The organism is Streptomyces sp. NPDC029466 (assembly GCF_055574515.1).
In genome coordinates, this window is sequence record NZ_JBVHZH010000016.1 from 131,538 (window position 1) to 150,399 (window position 18,862).

General features: G+C 73.8%; 12 protein-coding genes and 1 pseudogene. 6 read left to right on the top strand and 7 right to left on the bottom strand.

Annotation, left to right across the window (positions count from 1 at the left end; all coding sequences use genetic code 11):
• Positions 1 to 132: 132 nt before the first annotated feature.
• Positions 133 to 1,389 carry a protein phosphatase 2C domain-containing protein gene (locus ACZ4XD_RS15115; protein WP_468042198.1) on the bottom strand — a complete coding sequence of 419 codons (1,257 nt, stop codon included), beginning with the start codon at positions 1,387 to 1,389 and terminating at the stop codon, positions 133 to 135.
• Between the two features lie 480 nt (positions 1,390 to 1,869).
• On the opposite strand from ACZ4XD_RS15115, the gene ACZ4XD_RS15120 reads away from it, so the two are divergent.
• Positions 1,870 to 2,352: a DUF456 domain-containing protein gene (locus ACZ4XD_RS15120; RefSeq protein ID WP_468042200.1), complete on the top strand. Its 483-nt coding sequence runs from the start codon at positions 1,870 to 1,872 to the stop codon at positions 2,350 to 2,352.
• 56 nt (positions 2,353 to 2,408) lie between these two features.
• Here the strand turns inward: ACZ4XD_RS15120 and ACZ4XD_RS15125 are convergent.
• From ACZ4XD_RS15125 to ACZ4XD_RS15135, 3 genes and pseudogenes are all read right to left on the bottom strand, one after another.
• Positions 2,409 to 3,978: pseudogene (locus ACZ4XD_RS15125) on the bottom strand (bifunctional transcriptional activator/DNA repair enzyme AdaA); the annotation flags it as partial.
• 102 nt (positions 3,979 to 4,080) lie between these two features.
• On the bottom strand, positions 4,081 to 5,256 hold the full coding sequence (rsgA, locus tag ACZ4XD_RS15130; RefSeq protein WP_468042202.1) for a ribosome small subunit-dependent GTPase A: 1,176 nt from the start codon (positions 5,254 to 5,256) through the stop codon (positions 4,081 to 4,083).
• Positions 5,257 to 5,637: 381 nt separating this feature from the next.
• Positions 5,638 to 6,165, bottom strand: coding sequence for a DinB family protein (locus ACZ4XD_RS15135; RefSeq protein WP_468042204.1), 528 nt, complete (start codon positions 6,163 to 6,165; stop codon positions 5,638 to 5,640).
• Positions 6,166 to 6,474: 309 nt separating this feature from the next.
• Between ACZ4XD_RS15135 and ACZ4XD_RS15140 the strand changes: the two genes are divergently transcribed.
• Together ACZ4XD_RS15140 and ACZ4XD_RS15145 are read left to right on the top strand one after the other, a co-directional pair.
• The gene (locus ACZ4XD_RS15140) at positions 6,475 to 9,183 is read left to right on the top strand and encodes a SpoIIE family protein phosphatase (protein ID WP_468042206.1); all 2,709 of its coding nucleotides are present in this window, start codon (positions 6,475 to 6,477) and stop codon (positions 9,181 to 9,183) included.
• Positions 9,184 to 9,385: 202 nt separating this feature from the next.
• Complete coding sequence (locus tag ACZ4XD_RS15145; RefSeq protein ID WP_468042208.1) at positions 9,386 to 9,871, top strand: hypothetical protein; 486 nt, start codon at positions 9,386 to 9,388, stop codon at positions 9,869 to 9,871.
• A 48-nt stretch (positions 9,872 to 9,919) separates the two neighbouring features.
• Here the strand turns inward: ACZ4XD_RS15145 and ACZ4XD_RS15150 are convergent, their stop codons facing one another.
• Positions 9,920 to 10,375, bottom strand: a complete 456-nt coding sequence (locus ACZ4XD_RS15150) for a DUF4118 domain-containing protein (RefSeq protein ID WP_468042210.1) — start codon at positions 10,373 to 10,375, stop codon at positions 9,920 to 9,922.
• 292 nt (positions 10,376 to 10,667) lie between these two features.
• On the opposite strand from ACZ4XD_RS15150, the gene ACZ4XD_RS15155 reads away from it, so the two are divergent.
• Positions 10,668 to 12,638, top strand: coding sequence for an APC family permease (locus tag ACZ4XD_RS15155; RefSeq protein WP_468042212.1), 1,971 nt, complete (start codon positions 10,668 to 10,670; stop codon positions 12,636 to 12,638).
• Between the two features lie 125 nt (positions 12,639 to 12,763).
• Positions 12,764 to 13,561 carry a maleylpyruvate isomerase family mycothiol-dependent enzyme gene (locus tag ACZ4XD_RS15160; protein ID WP_468042214.1) on the top strand — a complete coding sequence of 266 codons (798 nt, stop codon included), beginning with the start codon at positions 12,764 to 12,766 and terminating at the stop codon, positions 13,559 to 13,561.
• Between the two features lie 175 nt (positions 13,562 to 13,736).
• Here ACZ4XD_RS15160 and ACZ4XD_RS15165 read toward each other — a convergent pair whose 3' ends face one another.
• Together ACZ4XD_RS15165 and ACZ4XD_RS15170 are read right to left on the bottom strand one after the other, a co-directional pair.
• A complete protein-coding gene (locus ACZ4XD_RS15165) occupies positions 13,737 to 14,927 on the bottom strand; it encodes an acyltransferase family protein (protein ID WP_468042216.1) in 1,191 nt (396 codons plus the stop codon).
• Positions 14,924 to 17,314, bottom strand: a complete 2,391-nt coding sequence (locus tag ACZ4XD_RS15170; RefSeq protein ID WP_468042218.1) for a glycosyltransferase — start codon at positions 17,312 to 17,314, stop codon at positions 14,924 to 14,926. The genes ACZ4XD_RS15165 and ACZ4XD_RS15170 overlap by 4 nt, the downstream gene beginning before the upstream one ends.
• A 656-nt stretch (positions 17,315 to 17,970) precedes the next feature.
• Between ACZ4XD_RS15170 and ACZ4XD_RS15175 the strand changes: the two genes are divergently transcribed.
• Positions 17,971 to 18,696 (top strand): transcriptional regulator, encoded by a 726-nt coding sequence (locus tag ACZ4XD_RS15175; RefSeq protein WP_468042220.1) that lies wholly within the window; start codon positions 17,971 to 17,973, stop codon positions 18,694 to 18,696.
• Positions 18,697 to 18,862: the final 166 nt, after the last annotated feature.

Sequence of the window (18,862 nt, forward strand, 5' to 3'; positions counted from 1 at the left end):
CGGCCCGCTGACGCGGTGGGCCCCGTCCCGGGAACCTCTGGGGCCTTGTCCCATGAACCCACGGGGTGCCCCGGGCCGCCTCCGCTGCGCCGCTCCTTCCCGCCCGCGCTCCGGCTCCGCGTCTGCCCGGCGCTACGCCTCCCACACCCCGACGGCCGTACGGTCCTTCAGGTGGCCGGCCACCTGAAGTTGCGCGGCGGCGAGGAAGGCCACCAGTCCAGGAGGCTCGGCGGCGGACCACTGTCCGGCCAGCCGGGCGGCGAACGCGGGCTCCTGCTGGAGCGGCTCGGCGAGGCCGGCGCTGCACAGCAGCAGGGTGTCGCCCGGACGGGCGAAGGCCGTCCGGAAGAGGAACGGATCGGGCCGGCCGGGGCCGTCGGCAGAGGACCGGCCGGCGGCGGAACGCGGCCGGCCGCCGGTGCCGTCCGCTCCCCGGTGCACGGTCAGGTCCGGCACCGCGGGCTCCAAGTCCTCCCAGGCGCCGTCGCGGAGCCGGAAGAGGCCGCCCGCGCCGATGCCGAAGAAGACCCGGGTACGGCAGTCCGGGTCGGCGGGCAGCAGCAGACAGCGCAGCGCGGGCAAGTACCGCCCCGCCGCGGCGTCCGCCTCCTGGGACCGGCCGCGCAGCCTGCCGTAGCTGCGGTCGGTGAGCCGCTGCAGCCCGGACTTGAGGGCACTGCGGTGGTCCGTACGGATGTCCTCCGCCAGTCGGGTGTAACTGCGGCCGACCGCGCTGCCGATCCGGGCGCAGGCCTCGTGGGCGGCGCGATGGGCGCCCTCGCCGGCCGGCCGTCCGGTGGCGACGGCGACCAGGATCAGGGCGTGCCGGCCGGCCCCGAAGCGGGCGGTGAGCAGCGCGTCGCGGCGTACGTCACCGCGGTGGCGGGCGAGGTCGCCGCGCCGGGAGGCGGCGAGCAGGGTCAGCGAGCCGTACCGGGCGCCGTCCAGCGCGGTGTCCGGCACCAGTTCGTCGAGGGCGGCCGGGTCGGCGGCGGGCAGGGTGCCCAGCTCGGGTTCGGACGTCGGCGGGCGGTCGGCCGGGAGCCCGGTGGGGGCCGGTGCGGGGGTGTCGCGGGGTGCCTCGGGTGCGGACGGGGTGGCCGGCCGGGCGGATGGTGCCGGACGGGGGCCGGTGGCCTGGAGCGGGATCGGTGCCGACGGGGTGGACGGGGGGCGGGCCGGGGGCGGCTGGGGTGCCGGCATCGGCCGCCGTGGTGTGGCCAACGCCCGGAGCGCCGAGGCGACCCGGTCATCGAGGGTGTCCGGGGCGTCGGACGGCCCGGCATCACGCACCGCGGCGCGTCCCGGTGTGTCGTCGCCCCCTCCCTCGCCGTACAACTGCCGCCACCAGTCGTCCTCCTGGCCGCACCCGGCCCCCTGCTGGTTCATGCGCCGTATTGTCCCTGCGGGACCGCCCCCTCAACAGGGCGCGAAAGAGCGTCCACCGGGCGGTCGGCCCCGGGAGGGTGACCGTTCGGTGGGGTCGGTCGGTGGGGTCGGTCGGTCGGCGCGGTCAGTGCGGTCGGTGATCAGCACATGTCATCGGAGGGGCCAGGGGCGGTGGGCCGGGGTGGGCCGGGGCTCCTTGGGCGGCTGCCGGTTCGTCGGCTCGGCGTGACGGATACGTCCGGCATGCTCCCCGGCCCCCGTGCTGCGGCCCGTACTCCGTCCGTACTCCGCCCGTCCCCCGGCAAGCGCTTCCGGGCCGCTTCCGGCACGCTGGGCCCATGAGAGTGTGCAGCGTACGAGCCGTCACGGGGCGTGCGCCCGCCGGGAGTGAGGCCGGCGCGTGAGCGAGCGCAGCGAGCGGACGGTTCAGGGGTGCGCGCGGGGCGACGGCAGACGGGCCGGGCGAGATGCGGCCGGCGTATGAGTGCGTGGCAGCTGGTCGCGGCCGGTCTGGTGATGCTGCTCGGGCTGCTCGGGGTACTGGTGCCCGGCATTCCCGGGCCGCTGATCGTCTGGGCGGGCGTCATGTGGTGGACGCTGTCCGAGAAGTCCGGGCTCGCCTGGGTGGTGCTGATGTCCGCCACCGCGGTGCTGCTGCTCAATCAGGTGGTCAAGTGGCTGCTGCCGGCCCGCGATCTGCGGGCCGTGGGCACGCCGTACCGGGCCCTGTTCCTGGCGGGTGTGGCCGGCATCGTGGGCTTCTTCGTGATCCCGGTCATCGGGGGCCTGCTGGGCTCGGTCGGCGGTCTCTATCTGCTGGAACGTGTCCGGCTCGGCAGCCATGGCGACGCCTGGGCCTCGACCCGTACGGCCCTGCGCGCCATCGGGCTGAGCGTGCTGGTCGAGCTGTTCGCCTGTCTGCTGGTCGTCGGCGCGTGGACCGGGGCCGTGGTGGCGGGCTGACGCGTCATCCGGCGCGGGCGACCGGGGTGTACGGGGGTGCCTCCGGGGAACCTCGCCCGGCCCCGGCATCTCCCCCGTCGGCAGCAGCCCGGCCCGCCAGAGATGGTGCAGGGCATAGGCGCCCCAGGGCCGCCAGGCCGCCGGGCCCACCGTCCTGCCCCGCCCCGCGTCCGCCTCGGCCGCCGCGCCCACATCGGGGTCGCCCAGCGCCCGCATCCTGAGGTAGGCGGCGGTGCGCGGGCCGACGCCGGGCAGGGCGGCCAGGGCGCGTTCGGCGGTGCCGCGGTCCGCGCCCGCGTCCAGCGTGATCGCGCCGTCGGCGAGTGCGGTGCACAGGGTGCGCACCGGCTCCGCGACCTCCGCGCCGGTCAGTTCCCCGGGTGCCGGGAAGAGGTGGGTGAGCCCGCCGTCCGGGGCGTCCAGCGGTTTGCCGTACGTCCGCACCAGTGCGGCGGCGCGTTCCGGCGGGCCGCCCAGCACGGTCCGGACCGCCAGTTCCTCGGGGTCGGCGGCGCCGGGTGACCGCATGCCCGGCCGCTCGGCCACCAGCGGGCCGAGCAGCGGATCGGCGCCGAGCCGCTCGGCGACCGCGTACGGGTCGGCGTCCAGGTCGAACAGCCGCCGGAGGCGCTGGACGGCCGTCGACAGATCCCGCAGGTCGGTCAGCCGCAGCCGGCACTCCAGCCAGCCGCCGTCCGTCCCGCGCGCCGCCGGACACACCAGGCCCGCCGGTGGCCGCCGCCGGCGCGGGCCGGCCGGCTCGTCGACCTCGGCGATGCCGCTGCCATGGGTGAGCCGCAGCGTACGGCGGTAGGTGCGTCCGCCGCGGGGGCCGCGGGTCTCCTCGACCCCCGGCACCGCCCGTGCCTGGAGGAAGTCAAAGATCTCGGCGGCCGCGTACGGTCCGCGGTAGGCGAGCCGGAGCGGGATGCCGGTGGGTGCGGAGCGGCTTGCGAGGGCGGATTCCGGGCCGGTCGCGGTGCCCGGACCACCGGCCGCGGCGGTGTGGCGGGCGGCGGCACCCCCGTTCCCGGCCGCGGCGGTGTGGCGAGCGGCGGCGCCCCCGTTCCCGGCCGCCGCCCGAAGTTCGCTGGGCGTACCCGCGTAGATCTCCCGGATCGTGTCGTTGAACTGCCGGATGCTGGCGAACCCGGCCGCGAACGCCAGCTCGGTGACCGGCAGCGCGGTGGTCTGGAGCAGCACCCGCGCGGTGTGCGCCCGGCGGGCCCGCGCCAGCGCCACCGGGCCCGCGCCGAGTTCCGCGGTCAGCTGCCGCTGTACCTGGCGCGGGCTGTAGCCCAGCCGGCGCGCCAGCCCGCCGACGCCCTCCCGGTCGACCACCCCGTCCCCGATCAGCCGCACGGCCCGGCCTACCAGGTCGGCGCGTACGTTCCACTCGGCGGACCCCGGTACGGCGTCCGGCCGGCAGCGGCGGCAGGCCCGGAACCCGGCCGCCTGCGCGGCGGCGGCCGACGGGAAGAACCGCACGTTCACCCGCTTGGGAGTGACCGCGGGGCAACTCGGCCGGCAGTAGATACCGGTCGTCACCACGGCGAAGAAGAATTCCCCGTCGAACCGCGCATCCCGGCTGGTCACCGCTTCGTACCTGGCCTCGTCGTCCCTCACGCCCCCCAGTGTGCGCCGGGCGCTGCGCACCGGGCTGGCGGAAATCGGACATGGCGTTTCGGGGTGGGGAGGGCGGCCCGGACGGCCCTCCCCACCCTCATCTCACCGCTGCGGACCCCGCTTCCGCTCCATCAGATGCCGGCCCAGGGCCTGCTTCTGCTTCCAGTCGCGGCGGATCTCGGCGCGCAGCCGGGCGTCCGTCTTCGCCACGATGCGCTGGTTCTCGCGCTGTAGCTTCCAATAGCTCTCCAGCCGGCGGGCGGACAACTCCCCGGATTCGACGGCCTCTTGCACGGCGCAGCCCGGCTCCGACCGGTGGGCGCAGTCGTGGAAGCGGCACTCCTCGGCCAGCGCCTCGACCTCCGAGAACGCCCGGGCGAGCCCGGACCCGGCGTCCCACATCCCGACGCCGCGCAGCCCGGGGGTGTCGATCAGCACCCCGCCGCCGGGCAGCGGCCGCAGGTCCCGGGTGGTCGTGGTGTGCCGGCCCTTGCCGTCCCGGTCACGGATGGCCTGCACCCGTTGCAGGCGCTCCCCGATGAGAACGTTGGCCAGCGTGGACTTGCCCGCACCGGACTGCCCGAGGAGTACGGACGTACCGCCCGCGAGCACGGCGGCGAGCACATCGATTCCGTCGCCGGTCTCCGAGCTGACCGCCAGCACCTGCACCCCGGGCGCCGCGGCCTCGGCGTCCTCGACGAGATGCGCCAGACCGGCCGGGTCCCCGGCCAGGTCCGCCTTGGTCAGCACGACCACCGGCTGCGGGCCGCCCTCGGTGGCCACCGCGGAGTCGTGCAGCGGCGCCGCATCGCCCGCGCCGGACATCGCCAGCGCGAGGAACCGCTCGATCCGCCCGAGGTCCAACTGGTCCGCGAGCGAGACACAGATGACGATGTGGTCGATGTTGGTGGCCAGCACCTGGCCCTCGGACCGTTTCGACGAGGCCGAGCGCACGAACGCCGTCCGGCGCGGCAGCAACGCCCGTACGACACCGTCGACATGATCGCCGCTGCGGCCGTTCTCCAAGTCGAGCACGGCCCAGTCGCCGGTGCACGGCACCCGCATCGGGTCCCCGGTCGCCACCAGCGCGGTGTCGGCCAGAACGGTACGGATGCCGTCGCCGTCCGCCACGACGGCGTCCACCCGCCCGCGGTCCACGCGGACGATACGGCCGGGCACGAGCCCCTGCCCGGCAAAGGGGGTGAAGCTCCGCGCGAAACCGTCGTCCCAGCCATAGGCGGCCAGCGGGTGCGCAGCGGAGAAATCGAGGTCGAACAACGGGATGGCCCTTCGAGAAGGAGCGGTCCCGGCTGTGCGCACGCCATGCGCGCGCGAAGAAGTGAGGTCGAGTCAGCCGGAGACCACAGGGAGGAAGTTGATGATCTTCTGGATGCGGGCAGCACCCTGCGCAACGACAGTCATCAGCACTCACCTCCGCGTCTCTCAACAGGCCACGAGGACAGCCTCCGGCCGTCCGCTCGAACGCGGCGACTGTAGACCGGCGCCGGTCGGCGGCGCCAACCATTTTCCGGCCCGGTTTCCAGCGGTGCGCCACGGGAGCGCAGCGGCCCACGGGCCACGGCCGCCCGCCCGGACGGTGCGACCGGGCGGCCGTGGCAGCCATCGCTCGGCGGGCCTTCCCCCTGAAACCCTCCTGCCTCAGGCGCCCGTGACGCCGTCGATGCGCTCCCGGAGCAGATCCGCATGCCCGTTGTGGCGGGCGTACTCCTCGATCATGTGGACCAGGATCCAGCGCAGCGAAACCCGCTGGTCCCCGACGAAACCGGCCTCCCGCTCCGACAGCCTGCCGGAGTCGTCGAGTGCGGCGGTGGCGATCAGCTCACGGCTCCGGGCGACCTCCGCGCGCCAGTCGGCCAGCGCCTCATCGATCCCGCGGTCGGGCACGAGGGTGAACCCGTCACCCTTCTCCGCCTCGTACACCGGCGGTATGTCCTGGCCGGCGAACACCCGCTGGAACCAGTTCCGTTCGACCTCCGCCAGATGCTGGACCAGGCCCAGCAGCGTCATGGTGGACGGGGCCACCGAGGCCAGGCGGACCTGCTCGTCGTCCAGCCCCACGCACTTCAGCGGGAGCGTGGCACGGTGAAACTCCAACCAGCTCTCCAGCATGGCGCGTTCATCAGCGTGCGGGGGCGGAACGAGCCGCCCGTCCGGTGTCATTCCCATGCTCCTCAGCCTCGCACGGACCACTGACAATCGGCGTGGACGAGCGGGACGGGCGGGATGAGCGGGATGGGCAGGACGGGCGAGAACGGCGGGGGCGAGCGGCGCGGCGGCGGGGTGGCGGGGCGGCGCGGTGACGGGGCCGGCGGGGCGGCGCGGTGGCGGGGCGTCTCCGAAGTGGCCGGAGAGCCGCTGAGCGGTGCTCAATAGCGCGTATCCAGGAGGCCGCGGCAGCGCCACGGGCCCCCGGCCGCTCACCGGGCGCCACCCGGCCGAGCACCTCACGGTGGAGCACAATGCTAAATATGGGTCATGACGGAAATTTTCGGGCGAGAAGGTGACGATTCGCCGGCGTCACCACGCTCCCCGGGAACGCGCCCGCGCTCGCCGCTGAACAGTCATCGCGCCGCGGGCCCGGTCTCCGTACGGCAGCTTGCCCGCGCGGTGCTGCTGGGGGTCGTGGCCGTCCTGGCGCTCGCCTTCCAGGCCCCCGACGCGAGCGCCCGGGAGGACCGTCAGCTCACGGCCGTCGGGGCCCAGACCTCCGGCCGGGCGCCGGACACCGCCGTACGCGCCACCCACCCCCACCAGCCGCGGGAAGCGGCGGCCCCGGAGCGGACGGACGCCCAGGCACCCCCGGAGCGGACGGACGCCCAGGGGGAGGATCAGTTTCCGGTGCTGCTCGGCTCCGCCGCCGGGGTCCTGCTGCTGGTGGCCGGCGGGGCGGCCCTGGTGGGCTGGCGGCTGCGGCGGCAGACGGGCGGGGTGCGTGCGGCCGAGGTGCGGCGGAGGTACGACCACCATGCCGCGGTGCTGCACGCCGTACGGGAGGGCGTGCTGATCATCGGCGGCGACGGACGGCTGCGGCTGGCCAACGACGAGGCCCGGCGGCTGCTCGAACTGCCCGCGGACGCGGAACGGCGCCCGGTCGCGGACCTCGGACTGGAACCGCAGCTCAGCGCGCTGCTCGCCTCGGGGCGGGCGGCGACCGACGAGGTGCTGCTGGCGGGCGACCGGCTGCTCGCGGTGAACGTCCGGCCGACCGCCCCGCGCGGCCGGCCCGCCGGGACCGTGGTGACCCTGCGGGACACCAGCGAGCTGCGGGTGCTGGCCGGCCGGGCGGGCGTGGCCCAGGAGCGGCTGAAGCTGATCTACGACGCGGGGCTGCGGATCGGTACCACGCTGGACGTGGGGCGGACCGCCGAGGAGCTGGCCGGGGTCGCGGTGCCCCGGTTCGCCGATGTGGTCACCGTCGAGCTGCTGGAGCCCGTGCTGCGCGGCGATGAACCGACGGCCGGGGCGAGCGCCGAGCTCCAGCGGATGGCGGTCAAGGGGGTCGCCGAGGAATCGGCGATCTACCGGGTCGGCGAGGTGCTCCGTTATGTGCCCGGTACGCCGATGGCGACGGCTCTGGCGAGCGGCCGGCCGGTTCTCGTCGGCGATCTGCGCACCTCGGACGCCTGGCGGCAGCAGGATCCGGACGGCACCCAGCGGGTCCTGGACGCCGGTATCCGCTCGCTGATCACCACACCGCTTCAGGCGCGCGGCGTGGTGCTGGGGCTGGCGAATTACTGGCGGTCCGGCGCGTCCGAAGCCTTCGAGGCGGAGGATCTGGCCTTCGCCGACGAGCTGACCGCACGGGCCGCGGTCGCGGTCGACAACGCCCGCCGCTACACCCGCGAGCACACCACGGCCGTCACCCTCCAGCGCAGCCTGCTGCCGCAGACCCTGCCCGAACAGTCCGCTCTCGAGGTCGCCCACCGCTATCTGCCCGCGCACGCCGGGGTCGGCGGTGACTGGTTCGATGTCATCCCGCTGCCCGGCGCCCGCGTCGCGCTGGTCGTCGGCGATGTCGTCGGACACGGTCTGCACGCCGCCGCCACCATGGGCCGCCTCCGGACCGCGGTCCACAATTTCTCCGCCCTCGACCTGCCGCCCGACGAGCTGCTGAACCACCTGGACGAACTGGTCACGCACATCGACACGGACGAGGCACGGGCGGCCGGCCTCGGGACCGGAACAGGCACTGGCACCGGGGCGGGGGCTGTCACCGGGACCGGGGCCGGGGCCAGGGCCGGCGGCAACGGTGGCCTCGACGGCGCGGGGGCGGGGACATGGCCCGGCGGCGGGGAGGGCGACCCCGACGGCGTACCGGCGCACCTGGGGCGCACCGGCATCACCGGCGCGACCTGTCTGTACGCCATCTACGACCCGGTCACCGGCCGGGTCACCCTGGCCACCGCGGGACACCCGGGCCCGGCCGTGATCCGCCCCGGTGGCGACGTCTCGTTCCCCGAGGTGCCCGTCTCCCCGCCCCTGGGCCTGGGCAGCAGCGTGCCGGTGGAGACCACGGAGCTGACGCTGAGCGAGGGCTCGCGGCTGGTGCTCTACACCGACGGGCTGGTCGAGAACCGCGACCGCGACATCGCCACCGGCCTGGAGCTGCTCCGTACGGCCCTGGCGACCGGGGCGGACCGCACCCCCGAGGAGACCTGTACGGCGGTCCTCGACGCGATGCTGCCCGCCCACCCCAGCGATGACATCGCCCTCCTGGTGGCCCGCACCCGGTTGCTGGACCCCACACGGGTCGCCGAATGGGAGGTGCCCTCCGACCCGGCGGCCGTCGCCCCCGTACGGGCGGACTGTCTGCGCATGCTGGAGTCCTGGGGCCTGGCGGCGATCGACTTCACCACCGAGCTGATCCTCAGCGAACTGATCACCAACGCCATCCGCTACGGCGCCCAGCCGATCCGGGTCCGGCTGCTGTACGACCGCGCCCTGATCTGCGAGGTCTCCGACGGCACCAGCGCCTCCCCGCATCTGCGCCGCGCCGCGACCACCGACGAGGGCGGCCGCGGGCTCTTCCTCGTCGCCCAGTTCGCGCACCGCTGGGGCACCCGCTACACCCCGGGCGGCAAGGTCATCTGGACCGAACAGTCCCTCGACGGCGGCCACCCGGAGCCCGGCCCCGACTCGACCGAGGACGTCCTCGACCAGTGGGACGACGTACCGGCGCTGTGAGGGGGCGGGGGCCTGGGGCGGGGCCCTGGGGCGGGGATCCCAGGAGGCCGCGGATCGCCGGATGCCACCGCGTAAGGCCCCTTCGCCCTCCACCCTCCCCCTCGCCCCTCCCCCACCGCTGCCGCTGCCGCTGCCGGATGCAGCCGCCCTACCCCCTGGCTAAGCTCGTTGAGGGGGCCGACGACTGATCTTGGAGGCTCCCATGGTGCAGTTGCCCGAAGCGCGTGATCTGGCTCCGCGGCTGGCCGTCGGTGCGTTCATCCTGGATTCCGGGCTGACGTTGCTGCGGGCCGACGCGGCGACCGCCGAGGGCGTGCACGGTATGGCACGGGTGGCCTATCCGTTCCTGGACAAGATCCCCGCCGAGCAATTCACCCGGCTGCTGGCATGCTCCGAACTCGCGGTCAGTGGTGCGCTGCTGGCACCGTTCGTCCCCACCCGGCTGGCCGGACTCGCACTGACCGGCTTCTCCGGCGGACTGGTCGGGCTCTACCTGCGGACTCCCGGCATGCGGAAGCCGGGGAGCCTGCGGCCGACCCAGAACGGCATCCCCCTGGCCAAGGACGTCTGGATGCTGGGCATCGGCCTCGGATTCCTGGGCGCGGCGAGCCGCCGACGCCGGGCCGCGGCCCGCCGATCCCGCCGCGCGGCCTTCTCCCGGCGCCACAGGTGCTGGTGCCGGGGCTGAACCTCCCCCGGCCCGCGCCCCGTACGACCCCGACGACCTGCCGGGCCGTCAGCCAACCCCGCTCCGCCGCACGCCCCGTATGCCGGCCGCGCAGCCCGCGCCCACGGCGGCGGTGAGGAGGAGGATGAGCAGGCTCGTCCGGTCCGGGGTGTGGAAGGCCAGTTCGGAGTGCTGGTGGAGGACGAAGCCGTCGTAGAACATCCAGGAGACCAGGGCCGCGACGGGGGCCAGCGCCGGGCGGGTGCGGAGTGCCACGGCCAGCGTCAGCAGGGCGAAGAGCATCAGCACGGCGGAGGTGTGGGCGGTCTCGCCGGTCAGCAGCAGGGCGGTCACCAGCAGCGCCGCCCCGACGGCGCCGAGCGGTAGCGCGAGGTCACGGGCGAGGGTGCGGTCCGGTGGCACCCGGTGGGCCGGCCACGGTGCCTGCGGCCGGAACTGAGGGAACCGGGTGGCCCGGGGGCGGTACGGGCGGAGCGGGGGCGCCGGGCGATGAAGGGTGGTCATGGGAGCACCTCCTGCTGCGGCCCCGTGCGGCGGACCGGAGTGGTCTGGTCCCTGGTTCCGCGGTGGGCCCTTGCCGCCAGATTGCGCCCCGGGGGCGGGAAGGGAGCACCGTGGCGCGGTTCTTAACGTGCTGCGTACGGGCGATGGACGCTTTCTGACACCGTCTTGACGCCAGGGGTGAACCGGCCGATGTCGCCGGACGCGGGGTGGGGCGGGGCGCCGCTCCCGCGGTGATGCATACTCGCTCCTCGTTGCCCGAACCGACGACCGATGATCGGCAGGACGTACCCGCATGACCAGTGTCCAGGCGGACCCGACGCCTCCCGCCGCCCCCGCCCGCCGACGGTGGCGTGGCTGGCTTCTGGACGGACTGAGCAGCCGGGCCGCCCGCCACCCCGGGCCGCACGGCACCCCGCCGGCCGAGCACAAGGGGCACTCCTGGTGGCGGGTCATGTGCCTGACCGGTGTCGACTACTTCTCGACCCTGGGCTACCAGCCGGGGATCGCCGCGCTGGCGGCCGGGCTGCTGTCACCGTTCGCCACGCTCGTGCTGATCGCGCTGACGCTGTTCGGCGCGCTGCCGGTGTACCGCCGGGTCGCCAAGGAGAGCCCGAACGGCGAGGGTTCGATCGCCATGCTGGAGCGGCTGCTGCCCTGGTGGGCGGGGAAGCTGCTGGTGCTGGTGCTGTTGGGGTTCGCCGCCACGGACTTCGTCATCACCATGACGCTGTCCGCCGCGGACGCCTCGGCGCATGTCGTGGAGAACCCGTTCGCCCCGTCGATGCTGCACGGCGCGAACCTGTGGATCACCCTGGTGCTGCTGGCCGCCCTGGGCGCGGTGTTCCTCAAGGGCTTCCGCGAGGCGATCGGGATAGCCGTCGGTCTCGTCGGGGCCTACCTGGTGCTGAACGTCGTCGTGCTGGCCGCCTCGGCCTGGCAGGTGCTGTCGCATCCGGTGGTGGTCGGTGACTGGTGGGGCGCGATGACCGCCGGGCACTCCTCGCCGCTGGCGATCGTCGGGGTGGCGCTGCTGGTCTTCCCCAAGCTGGCGCTGGGCATGTCCGGCTTCGAGACGGGCGTCGCGGTCATGCCGCAGGTCCAGGGTGATGCCGCGGACACCGCGGCACACCCGGCCGGCCGGATCCGCGGCACCCGCCGGCTGCTGACCACCGCGGCACTGGTCATGAGCGGCTTCCTGCTGCTGTCGAGCCTGGCCACCACGCTGCTCATCCCGCAGCACGAGTTCGAGGCCGGCGGCTCGGCCAACGGGCGGGCGCTGGCCTACCTGGCGCACCAGTACCTCGGCGAGGCCTTCGGCACCGTCTACGACCTCTCCACCATCGCCATTCTCTGGTTCGCCGGTGCCTCGGCGATGGCGGGACTGCTCAACCTCGTCCCGCGCTATCTGCCGCGCTACGGCATGGCCCCGGAGTGGGCGCGGGCGGTGCGCCCGCTGGTGCTGATCTTCGTGGCCATCGCCTTCGGCATCACCGTCCTGTTCAACGCCAGCGTCGATGAGCAGAGCGGTGCGTATGCGACCGGTGTGCTGGTGCTGATGCTCTCGGCGTCCTTCGCCTCCACCGTCGCCGCCCGCCACCGCCGCCACCGGGCGGCCGCCGTCGGCTTCGGCGCCATCACCGTCGTCTTCGGCTACACCCTGATCACCAATGTCATCGAACGGCCGGACGGACTGAAGATCGCCCTGCTGTTCATCCTGGGCATCCTGCTCACCTCGTTCGCCTCACGGGTGCACCGGGCCTTCGAACTGCGCGCCGTAGAGGTCGACTTCGACGGGACCGCGCAGCGGCTGATCGACGCCGCGCTGGCGGCCGGGCCGCTGCGGGTCATCGCCAACGAGCCCGATGAGCGGGACGAGGCGGAGTACCGGGAGAAGGAGTACAGCCAGCGGGAGGAGACCCATATCCCCGACGGGCGGCCGGTGTTGTTCCTGGAGGTCACCGTCCGGGACTCCTCGGACTTCACCACGGACCTGCACGTCCAGGGCGAGGAGCGGTACGGGGCACAGATATTGCGGGTGGAGGGCGCCGGCGTGGCGAACACCATCGCCGCCGTCCTGATGCAGCTGCGCGAGCACACCGGCCAGGTGCCGCACGTCTACTTCAACTGGACCGAGGGCCATCCGCTCAGCCATCTGCTGCGCTTCCTGGTCTTCGGCGACGGCGAGGTCGCGCCGGTCACCCGGGAGGTGCTGCGCCGCGCCGAGCCCGCCCCGGCCCGGCGGCCCCGGGTCCACGTGGGCTGACGCCCCGTCCGGCGCCCGGCGACGCGGGCCGGGCCCCGGCTCCGCCGCCCGCCGGCTGTGGCAGGCTGCGCACAGATGCCCGGCCGTTCCGGTCGCCGGGCCGGAGAGATCGGGAACCACCGGCCATGCACACCTCTCACCCCGCGGGCCGGGCCGTCGGTCCCGCCGAACACCGCGCCGCCGTCGCGACCGAGACCGCCGCATTCGTGGCGGCGCTGGCCGGCGCGGACCTGTCGGCCCCGGTGCCCGGCTGCCCGGATTGGACGCTCCGCGACCTGGTCAAGCACACCGGGAGCGTGCAGCGCATGTTCTCCGTCCTGCTGCGCCGGCTGGTCCAGGAACCACCGCGCAGCCGGGAGGTGGAGCTGCGTCTCCCGTCGGCGGAGGACGGCTGGGCCGACTGGCTGTCGGCGAGTGCGGCGGAGGCGGCGGACGCCTTCGCCGGCACCGACCCGGACGCCCCGATGTGGGCCTGGGGCGCCGATCAGCATGCCCGGTTCTGGATGCGGCGGATGCTCTTCGAGACGCTGGTGCACCGCACGGACGCGGAGCGCGCGCTCGGCCGCCGGCCGGTGATCGACCCCGCGCTCGCGACGGACGGCGTGGACGAGTTCCTGACGAACCTGCCCCACGCCACGTTCTTCGCGCCCCATGTGGCCCGGCTGCGCGGCGAGGGCGAGACCCTCCGCTTCCGCTGCACCGACACGGCCGGCGACTGGCTGGTCCGGCTGCGGCCTGACGGCTTCGCGGCCGAGCCGGGGACCGGGGACCCGGCAGCCACCCCCGCCGACGCCGGTGTCCAGGGCACCGCGGCGGATCTGCTGCTGCTCCTGTACGGGCGCCTGGACCGCGGCACGGACGCCATCGAGACCGTGGGCGATGAGGCGCTGCTGACCCGCTGGTTCAGCAACTCCGCTTTCTGAGGCGGGAGTCTGCTGGTCTCCGGCGCGGTGGGGCTGGGCAGCGATGTGCTCCACCGGCGCCGCACGCTGGACGAGGTGCGCCGCACGCTGGACTACCACCTCGACCGGATCTTCGCCGGAGAGCGGCGCGCGGGGCGCTGATCTCCGGCGAAGGGGACGGGGTCGCCGGCCGCCGTCAGCGGGTGGCCGGTTCCGGATAGAACTCCCGCGGTCGGCCGCGGTGGTCCTTGAGCCGGCCGAGCAGGCTTGCCGGATATTCGATGAGCCAGTAACTCGCCGCCGCCACGGGCACCGCCACCAGGAACACGGTGAGCAGGGCCGGCAGGAAGCCCGACTGCCCGGTGGGCAGCAGGCCGGCGTTGTGGAGCTGGAGCATGACCGGCTCGTGCCAGATGAAGAGGCTGTAGCTGACGAGTCCGGCGGCGGTCAGCCAGCGGGCCGTCAACAGGCCGTGCCAGAAGGTCTGTTGACGTACGTGGAGGGTGCTGAAGAGCAGCACCACCCACAGGAGCGAGGCGATCGGGTGGTAGAAGGTGAAGGTGAAGTTCTCCGGGCCGGAGTCCAGGGAGAGCGCGAACAGTCCGGCCAGCGCGAGCGCGGCCAACGGCAGTGCGGTGCGCGGTCCGAGACGGCCCCGGTCACCGAGGGCGGCCGTCAGTACGGCCAGCCCCATCCCGGCCGCGAAGCCGCCGAAGCGGGCCTGCGGGCCGAAGTACACCACCCAGTCGGTGTGCGGCACCCCGAACCGGTAGTGCGCGGCGGCGATCCAGGCGAGCGGCGCGGCGTACAGGAACAGACACCCCGCCGCGCACACCGCCACCCTGCTACGGCGCCGGCGCAGCGGACGGCAGGCACGGACCGCCAGCGGCCCGAGCGCCACCAGGACGAGGTAGAAGAGCACCTCCAGCGACAGCGACCAGGTGGGTCCCAGGGTGTAGAAGATCCGCTGCTGGTCGAAGACATGGGTGAAGGTGAGGTGCTCGACCAGGTCCCGCCAGTTGCCCGGCAGGGTCGGGTTGCGGGTCGCCCAGACGACCAGCACCGCCAGGAAGTACAGCGGCAGGATCCGGATCGCCCGGCGGAAGAGGAACACCCGGGCCGGCCGGGTCGAACCCCCGTCGAGGGCGGCCCGGGCGTACGACAGCGTCAGCAGATACGCCGACAGCACGAAGAACAGGTCGATGACTTCGAGGGAGAAGGCGGCGCCGAGGACCGGGTTGTCGACCGGCGGGTGGCTGCCCTGTGCGTCGTAGCGGAAGTACTGCTGCCAGACGTGGAAGGCGACGGTGCTGAGCGCGGCGAGCCCGCGGAAGCCATCGATGGCGCTGGCCCGGCCGCGGGCCGGAGCGGTGTCCGTACGGCTCATCGGCGGGCCACTGCCTTCGCGCCGGCGGCCCGCGGGGTGACCCGCCACTGCCGGTCCCCCAGCGCCTCCTTCAGATGCGCCTGCCGGGCCACCATGTTCTTGAAGTGGCTGTAGAAGAAGGTCGAGACGAGGAGGTAGGACCAGAACCACCGGGTGCGGGCGCGGAGTTCGGGCACGGCGAGCCGCCAGGCGAAGAGTGCCTGCACCGGTCCGGCCGCCATGGTGAACAGCACCGCCAGTACGCACACCGGCACCGCCCAGTCGAGCCGGTGCAGCCCGCCGGCCTTCCAGGCCGAGTACAGCAGGATGGGCAGGATCTGCAGTGTCAGCCACGGCTGCACCTCGCGCCAGCCCAGCAGGACGCACAGGCCCAGCTTTTGACGGCCGGTGAAGGCCGTGGAGCGCAGGCTGCGCCACAGATGCCGGAGCGAGACCTGGAGCCAGCCCTGTGCCCAGCGGGAGCGCTGGTTCCACAGCGCCTTCAGGGTGGTGGGCGCCAGTTCGCGGGAGATGAGGGTGCGGTCGACGGCGAACCGGGCGCCCTCGCCGAGGGCGCGCAGGGTCGAGTCGATGTCCTCGGTCAGCATCGAGCCGTGCATCCGGATCCGGGCGAGCAGATCCGTACGCCAGAATCCGTTCGAGCCGCCGAACACGCCGAAGCCGTACAGCCGGGTGCGGCCCGGGTGGCTGACCGCGTAGATCGCCTCGAACTCCACCGCCACCAGCTCGGCGATCCGGGAGCTCTCGCCGTTGCGGATCACGCAGTGCCCCTGGACGACGTCATGGCCGTTGGACAGCCAGTGCCAGGCGTCCCGGAACGCGGTCCGGGCCGGGTGGTGGTCGGCGTCGAAGATGCCGACGAACTCACCGCGGACCCGGGTGACCGCGGCATTGATGTTCTGCGCCTTGGAGGTACTGCCCGCGACCGGCAGCAGCACCAGCCGCGGGTCGCGGGCCGCGATCTCGCGGAGGGTGTCCTCGACGGGCAGCGGATGCGGCGTGTTGTACGCCAGCAGGATCTCCAGCTCGCCGGGGTAGTCGAGGCGGAGGAACGACTCGACGGTCTCGACGATGGTCGCGGCCTCGTTGGGCAGATACGCGGCGATGACGGCGCTGGCCGGCGGGTAGGGCGCGCCGGGTGACGCGGGCCGGGCGGCCGCGTCGAGGGAGAAGAGGCACTCCAGGACGATCAGCAGCGCGGACAGCACCAGTCCGGCCACCACCAACCAGTACATGGCGGAGCCGAGGTCCCAGCCCAGGGCGTACGTCTGCAGGTAGAGCACGAACGGCACCGCGACGCCGAGCAGCAGGGCCAGGACCGGGGAGAGCGCCGAGAGCGCGGGCCGGACCAGTGCGCTGAGCGACGGGCGCCGGTGGCGGTGCGGGGTGCCGCGCATCCAGGGCGCGTACCGCACGGGGCGCAGATCCCGGTGGCGAAGCGCCTCTTGTACCGCGTCCCGGGCCTGGCCCGCGGCCCGGCCGCCGTCCGCGCAGCCGGCCAGCGGCAGCCAGCCGATCGCCGGGGTGAGCCGGACGTTCTCGTCCGCGACGATGAACGGGGTGCCGCCCACGGTCACGGCGAACTTCTCCAGCCCGCGGCGGGCCGTCTCCTCGTCGACTCCGGGCAGCAGCATCAGCAGCTGGCCGTCGTCGTCCCAGCCGAGCCGGTCGCAGAAGCTGCCGAGCCGCTCCGCGACGCCCGCCAGGCGTTCGGCGACCTCGCGGCGTATTCGCGGTCCGAGCCGGGCCTCCAGGGCGGCCATCTCGGCCACGCCGACCACGGCGAGCACCCCGCCGTTGCGGGCGGCCTCGGGGCGCCGCAGTTCACGGTTGAGCTCGTCCAGGAAATGCGCGTGGGAGTACAGGCCGGTGCGCGGGTCCCGCGGCAGGTTCTCGACCGGTACGGGGACGCGGCGGAGCTTGGCCTCGATACGGGCGGCCAGTTCGTCCGGGTCGGAGGCTTCCGGAACGCAGTCGTCGGCGCCGTGGCGCAGCAGGTCCGCCACCCCGGCGGGCTCCGGGCCGGCGGTGACCATGAGCAGCGGCAGCGCCCGGCCGGCGGGGACGGTGCGGACCTCGCGAATCACGTCGAGACCGCTGTCGTCGTGGGCGCCGGGTGCGCCCCGGTCGTCGAGGGCCACGATGGCGTCCGGGTGCGCCTGCCCCATCCGCCGGTCGACCTCGCCGGGCGGGGCGTGGCTGACCTCGTGGCCGGTGGCGCGCAGGGTCCGGGTGAGGCGCTCCAGGCGGGGTCCGGGAGCGCCGACCACCAGCACATGCCCGCCGCCGCGGGAGCCGTCGGCAGGGGTGGTGGGAGCGGTGGGGTCCGCGGCGTCGAGCAGGGCCGTGGGGGAGCCCTGGGAGGTGGTGCGGTGCGAAGTGAGCACCTGGGGTTGTCCTTTCGTGCAAGGAGGCATGCGAAAGCGGGCCCGGGCCGCGCCGCGTCGGCGGCAGCGGTCCGGACCTCTTAGCCGGCTGTCAGACACATGACAGCTACATGGATCGCGGTCGCCCTTCGGGTCCGTCTCCCGTCGGGACGGACGCGGGCGCGCGGGCGCACGGCTGCTAAGGCAGGCTCCAAGCCTCGGAACGCATGGGCGCGTTCCAGCACTGATCGCATATGTGGGGTCCCATCCTGATCGGATCGTGGGGGGAGGACCGGATGTCGGGTGTGCCGTCGACGAGCTCCGCGCGGCGGTGCCCGTCGACAACTTCAGCCTCGACGCGAACTGTGACACCACTCCTGCTTCTGCGTAACGCTCTGATTACGTCCCGCCGTCCGCACGGTCTCAACGCATCGCTACCGCCCGGTAAGCACCAGGGCTTCGGCTATACCCAGTAAGCCAGTTGCGTCGCGAAATCGGACAGAGAGCGCACATCCCCCGCCGGCTCATCCGCCCGCCCCTCCCCGCCTTCGAGTCGAAGGGCAACTGTGGATTCGTACCTATCGACCATCTGTTAATCTGCCCGCTCCTGGATGTTCCTCCATGCCCTCTCCCCCCAAGCACCCCTCGTTCGCCGGGTGCAGCGAGGTGTCCCGTACGTGTACAGCACTCCCTTCTCCCCCGCCGAGGCCAGATCCGCGCGGGCTCGGGTGGGCCTGAGTACGGCTCAGGTCGCCCAGTCCATGACGGCATGCGGCACGCCGGTCCACCCCGAGCTGGTCGAGGCCTGGGAGTACGGATCCCAGTTGCCGACCGAGGCGCAGCTGTTCGTCCTGGCCGATGTGCTGTGGTGCCCGCCGACGACGCTGATGGGGGTCGAGCCGCGGACCCTGGCGGAGCACCGGATGGCCCGCCAGATGAGCGTGGAACGGCTCGCGCAGCTGATCGGCATGGACCCGGCGCTGTACTGGGCGGCCGAGTCGGCACGGCAGTGGAGCGGCGACTACCGGCAGACCAAGGCGCTGGTGGAGGCGCTGGGGCTGTCGCTGCGGAAGCTGATCGGGGTGATGGGCCACGAGGAGGAGCTGTCCGGGCATCTGCGGGCGGCCATCGACGGGCGCTGGAAGTCACATGTCGGCCCGGTCACCAAGATCACCACATTGAACAAGACGCGGGTGAGCGACGCACTGCGCACGATGCACGGGGAGTTCGCGGAGTTCTCCGAGCGCTACATGGGGCATGTGGTGGCGCGCAACGACGACTCCCGGCTCAAGGAGGTCGCGGCCGAGCGCTCGGCGTATCTGCGCCGGCTGGTGGACCACTTCTGGGACCTGATCGGGGATGCGGGCGAGGCGCCGCCGTTCAACACGGTGCCGACGTACTGACGCAGGCCGCCCGGGCGCCGGCGGAAAAGCGGGCGGGGGGGGGGGGGGAAACCCCCCCCCCCCCCCCCCCCCCTGGTTGTTGGTGGGGCGGAGGTCCTGGTTCCCCCCACCCCGTTCTCCCCCCCGGTGGTGGGTCGACCGGGGGGGTGGGAGGGGGGGGGGTGGT

Excerpts from the sequence above, each read along its gene's own strand:
- ACZ4XD_RS15165 (WP_468042216.1), bottom strand. The coding sequence starts at position 14,927 with ATGAGCCGTACGGACACCGCTCCGGCCCGCGGCCGGGCCAGCGCCATC.
- ACZ4XD_RS15135 (WP_468042204.1), bottom strand. The coding sequence starts at position 6,165 with ATGGGAATGACACCGGACGGGCGGCTCGTTCCGCCCCCGCACGCTGAT.
- ACZ4XD_RS15115 (WP_468042198.1), bottom strand. The coding sequence starts at position 1,389 with ATGAACCAGCAGGGGGCCGGGTGCGGCCAGGAGGACGACTGGTGGCGG.
- ACZ4XD_RS15120 (WP_468042200.1), top strand. The coding sequence starts at position 1,870 with ATGAGTGCGTGGCAGCTGGTCGCGGCCGGTCTGGTGATGCTGCTCGGG.
- ACZ4XD_RS15155 (WP_468042212.1), top strand. The coding sequence starts at position 10,668 with ATGACCAGTGTCCAGGCGGACCCGACGCCTCCCGCCGCCCCCGCCCGC.
- ACZ4XD_RS15140 (WP_468042206.1), top strand. The coding sequence starts at position 6,475 with ATGACGGAAATTTTCGGGCGAGAAGGTGACGATTCGCCGGCGTCACCA.
- ACZ4XD_RS15145 (WP_468042208.1), top strand. The coding sequence starts at position 9,386 with ATGGTGCAGTTGCCCGAAGCGCGTGATCTGGCTCCGCGGCTGGCCGTC.
- ACZ4XD_RS15160 (WP_468042214.1), top strand. The coding sequence starts at position 12,764 with ATGCACACCTCTCACCCCGCGGGCCGGGCCGTCGGTCCCGCCGAACAC.
- ACZ4XD_RS15150 (WP_468042210.1), bottom strand. The coding sequence starts at position 10,375 with ATGACCACCCTTCATCGCCCGGCGCCCCCGCTCCGCCCGTACCGCCCC.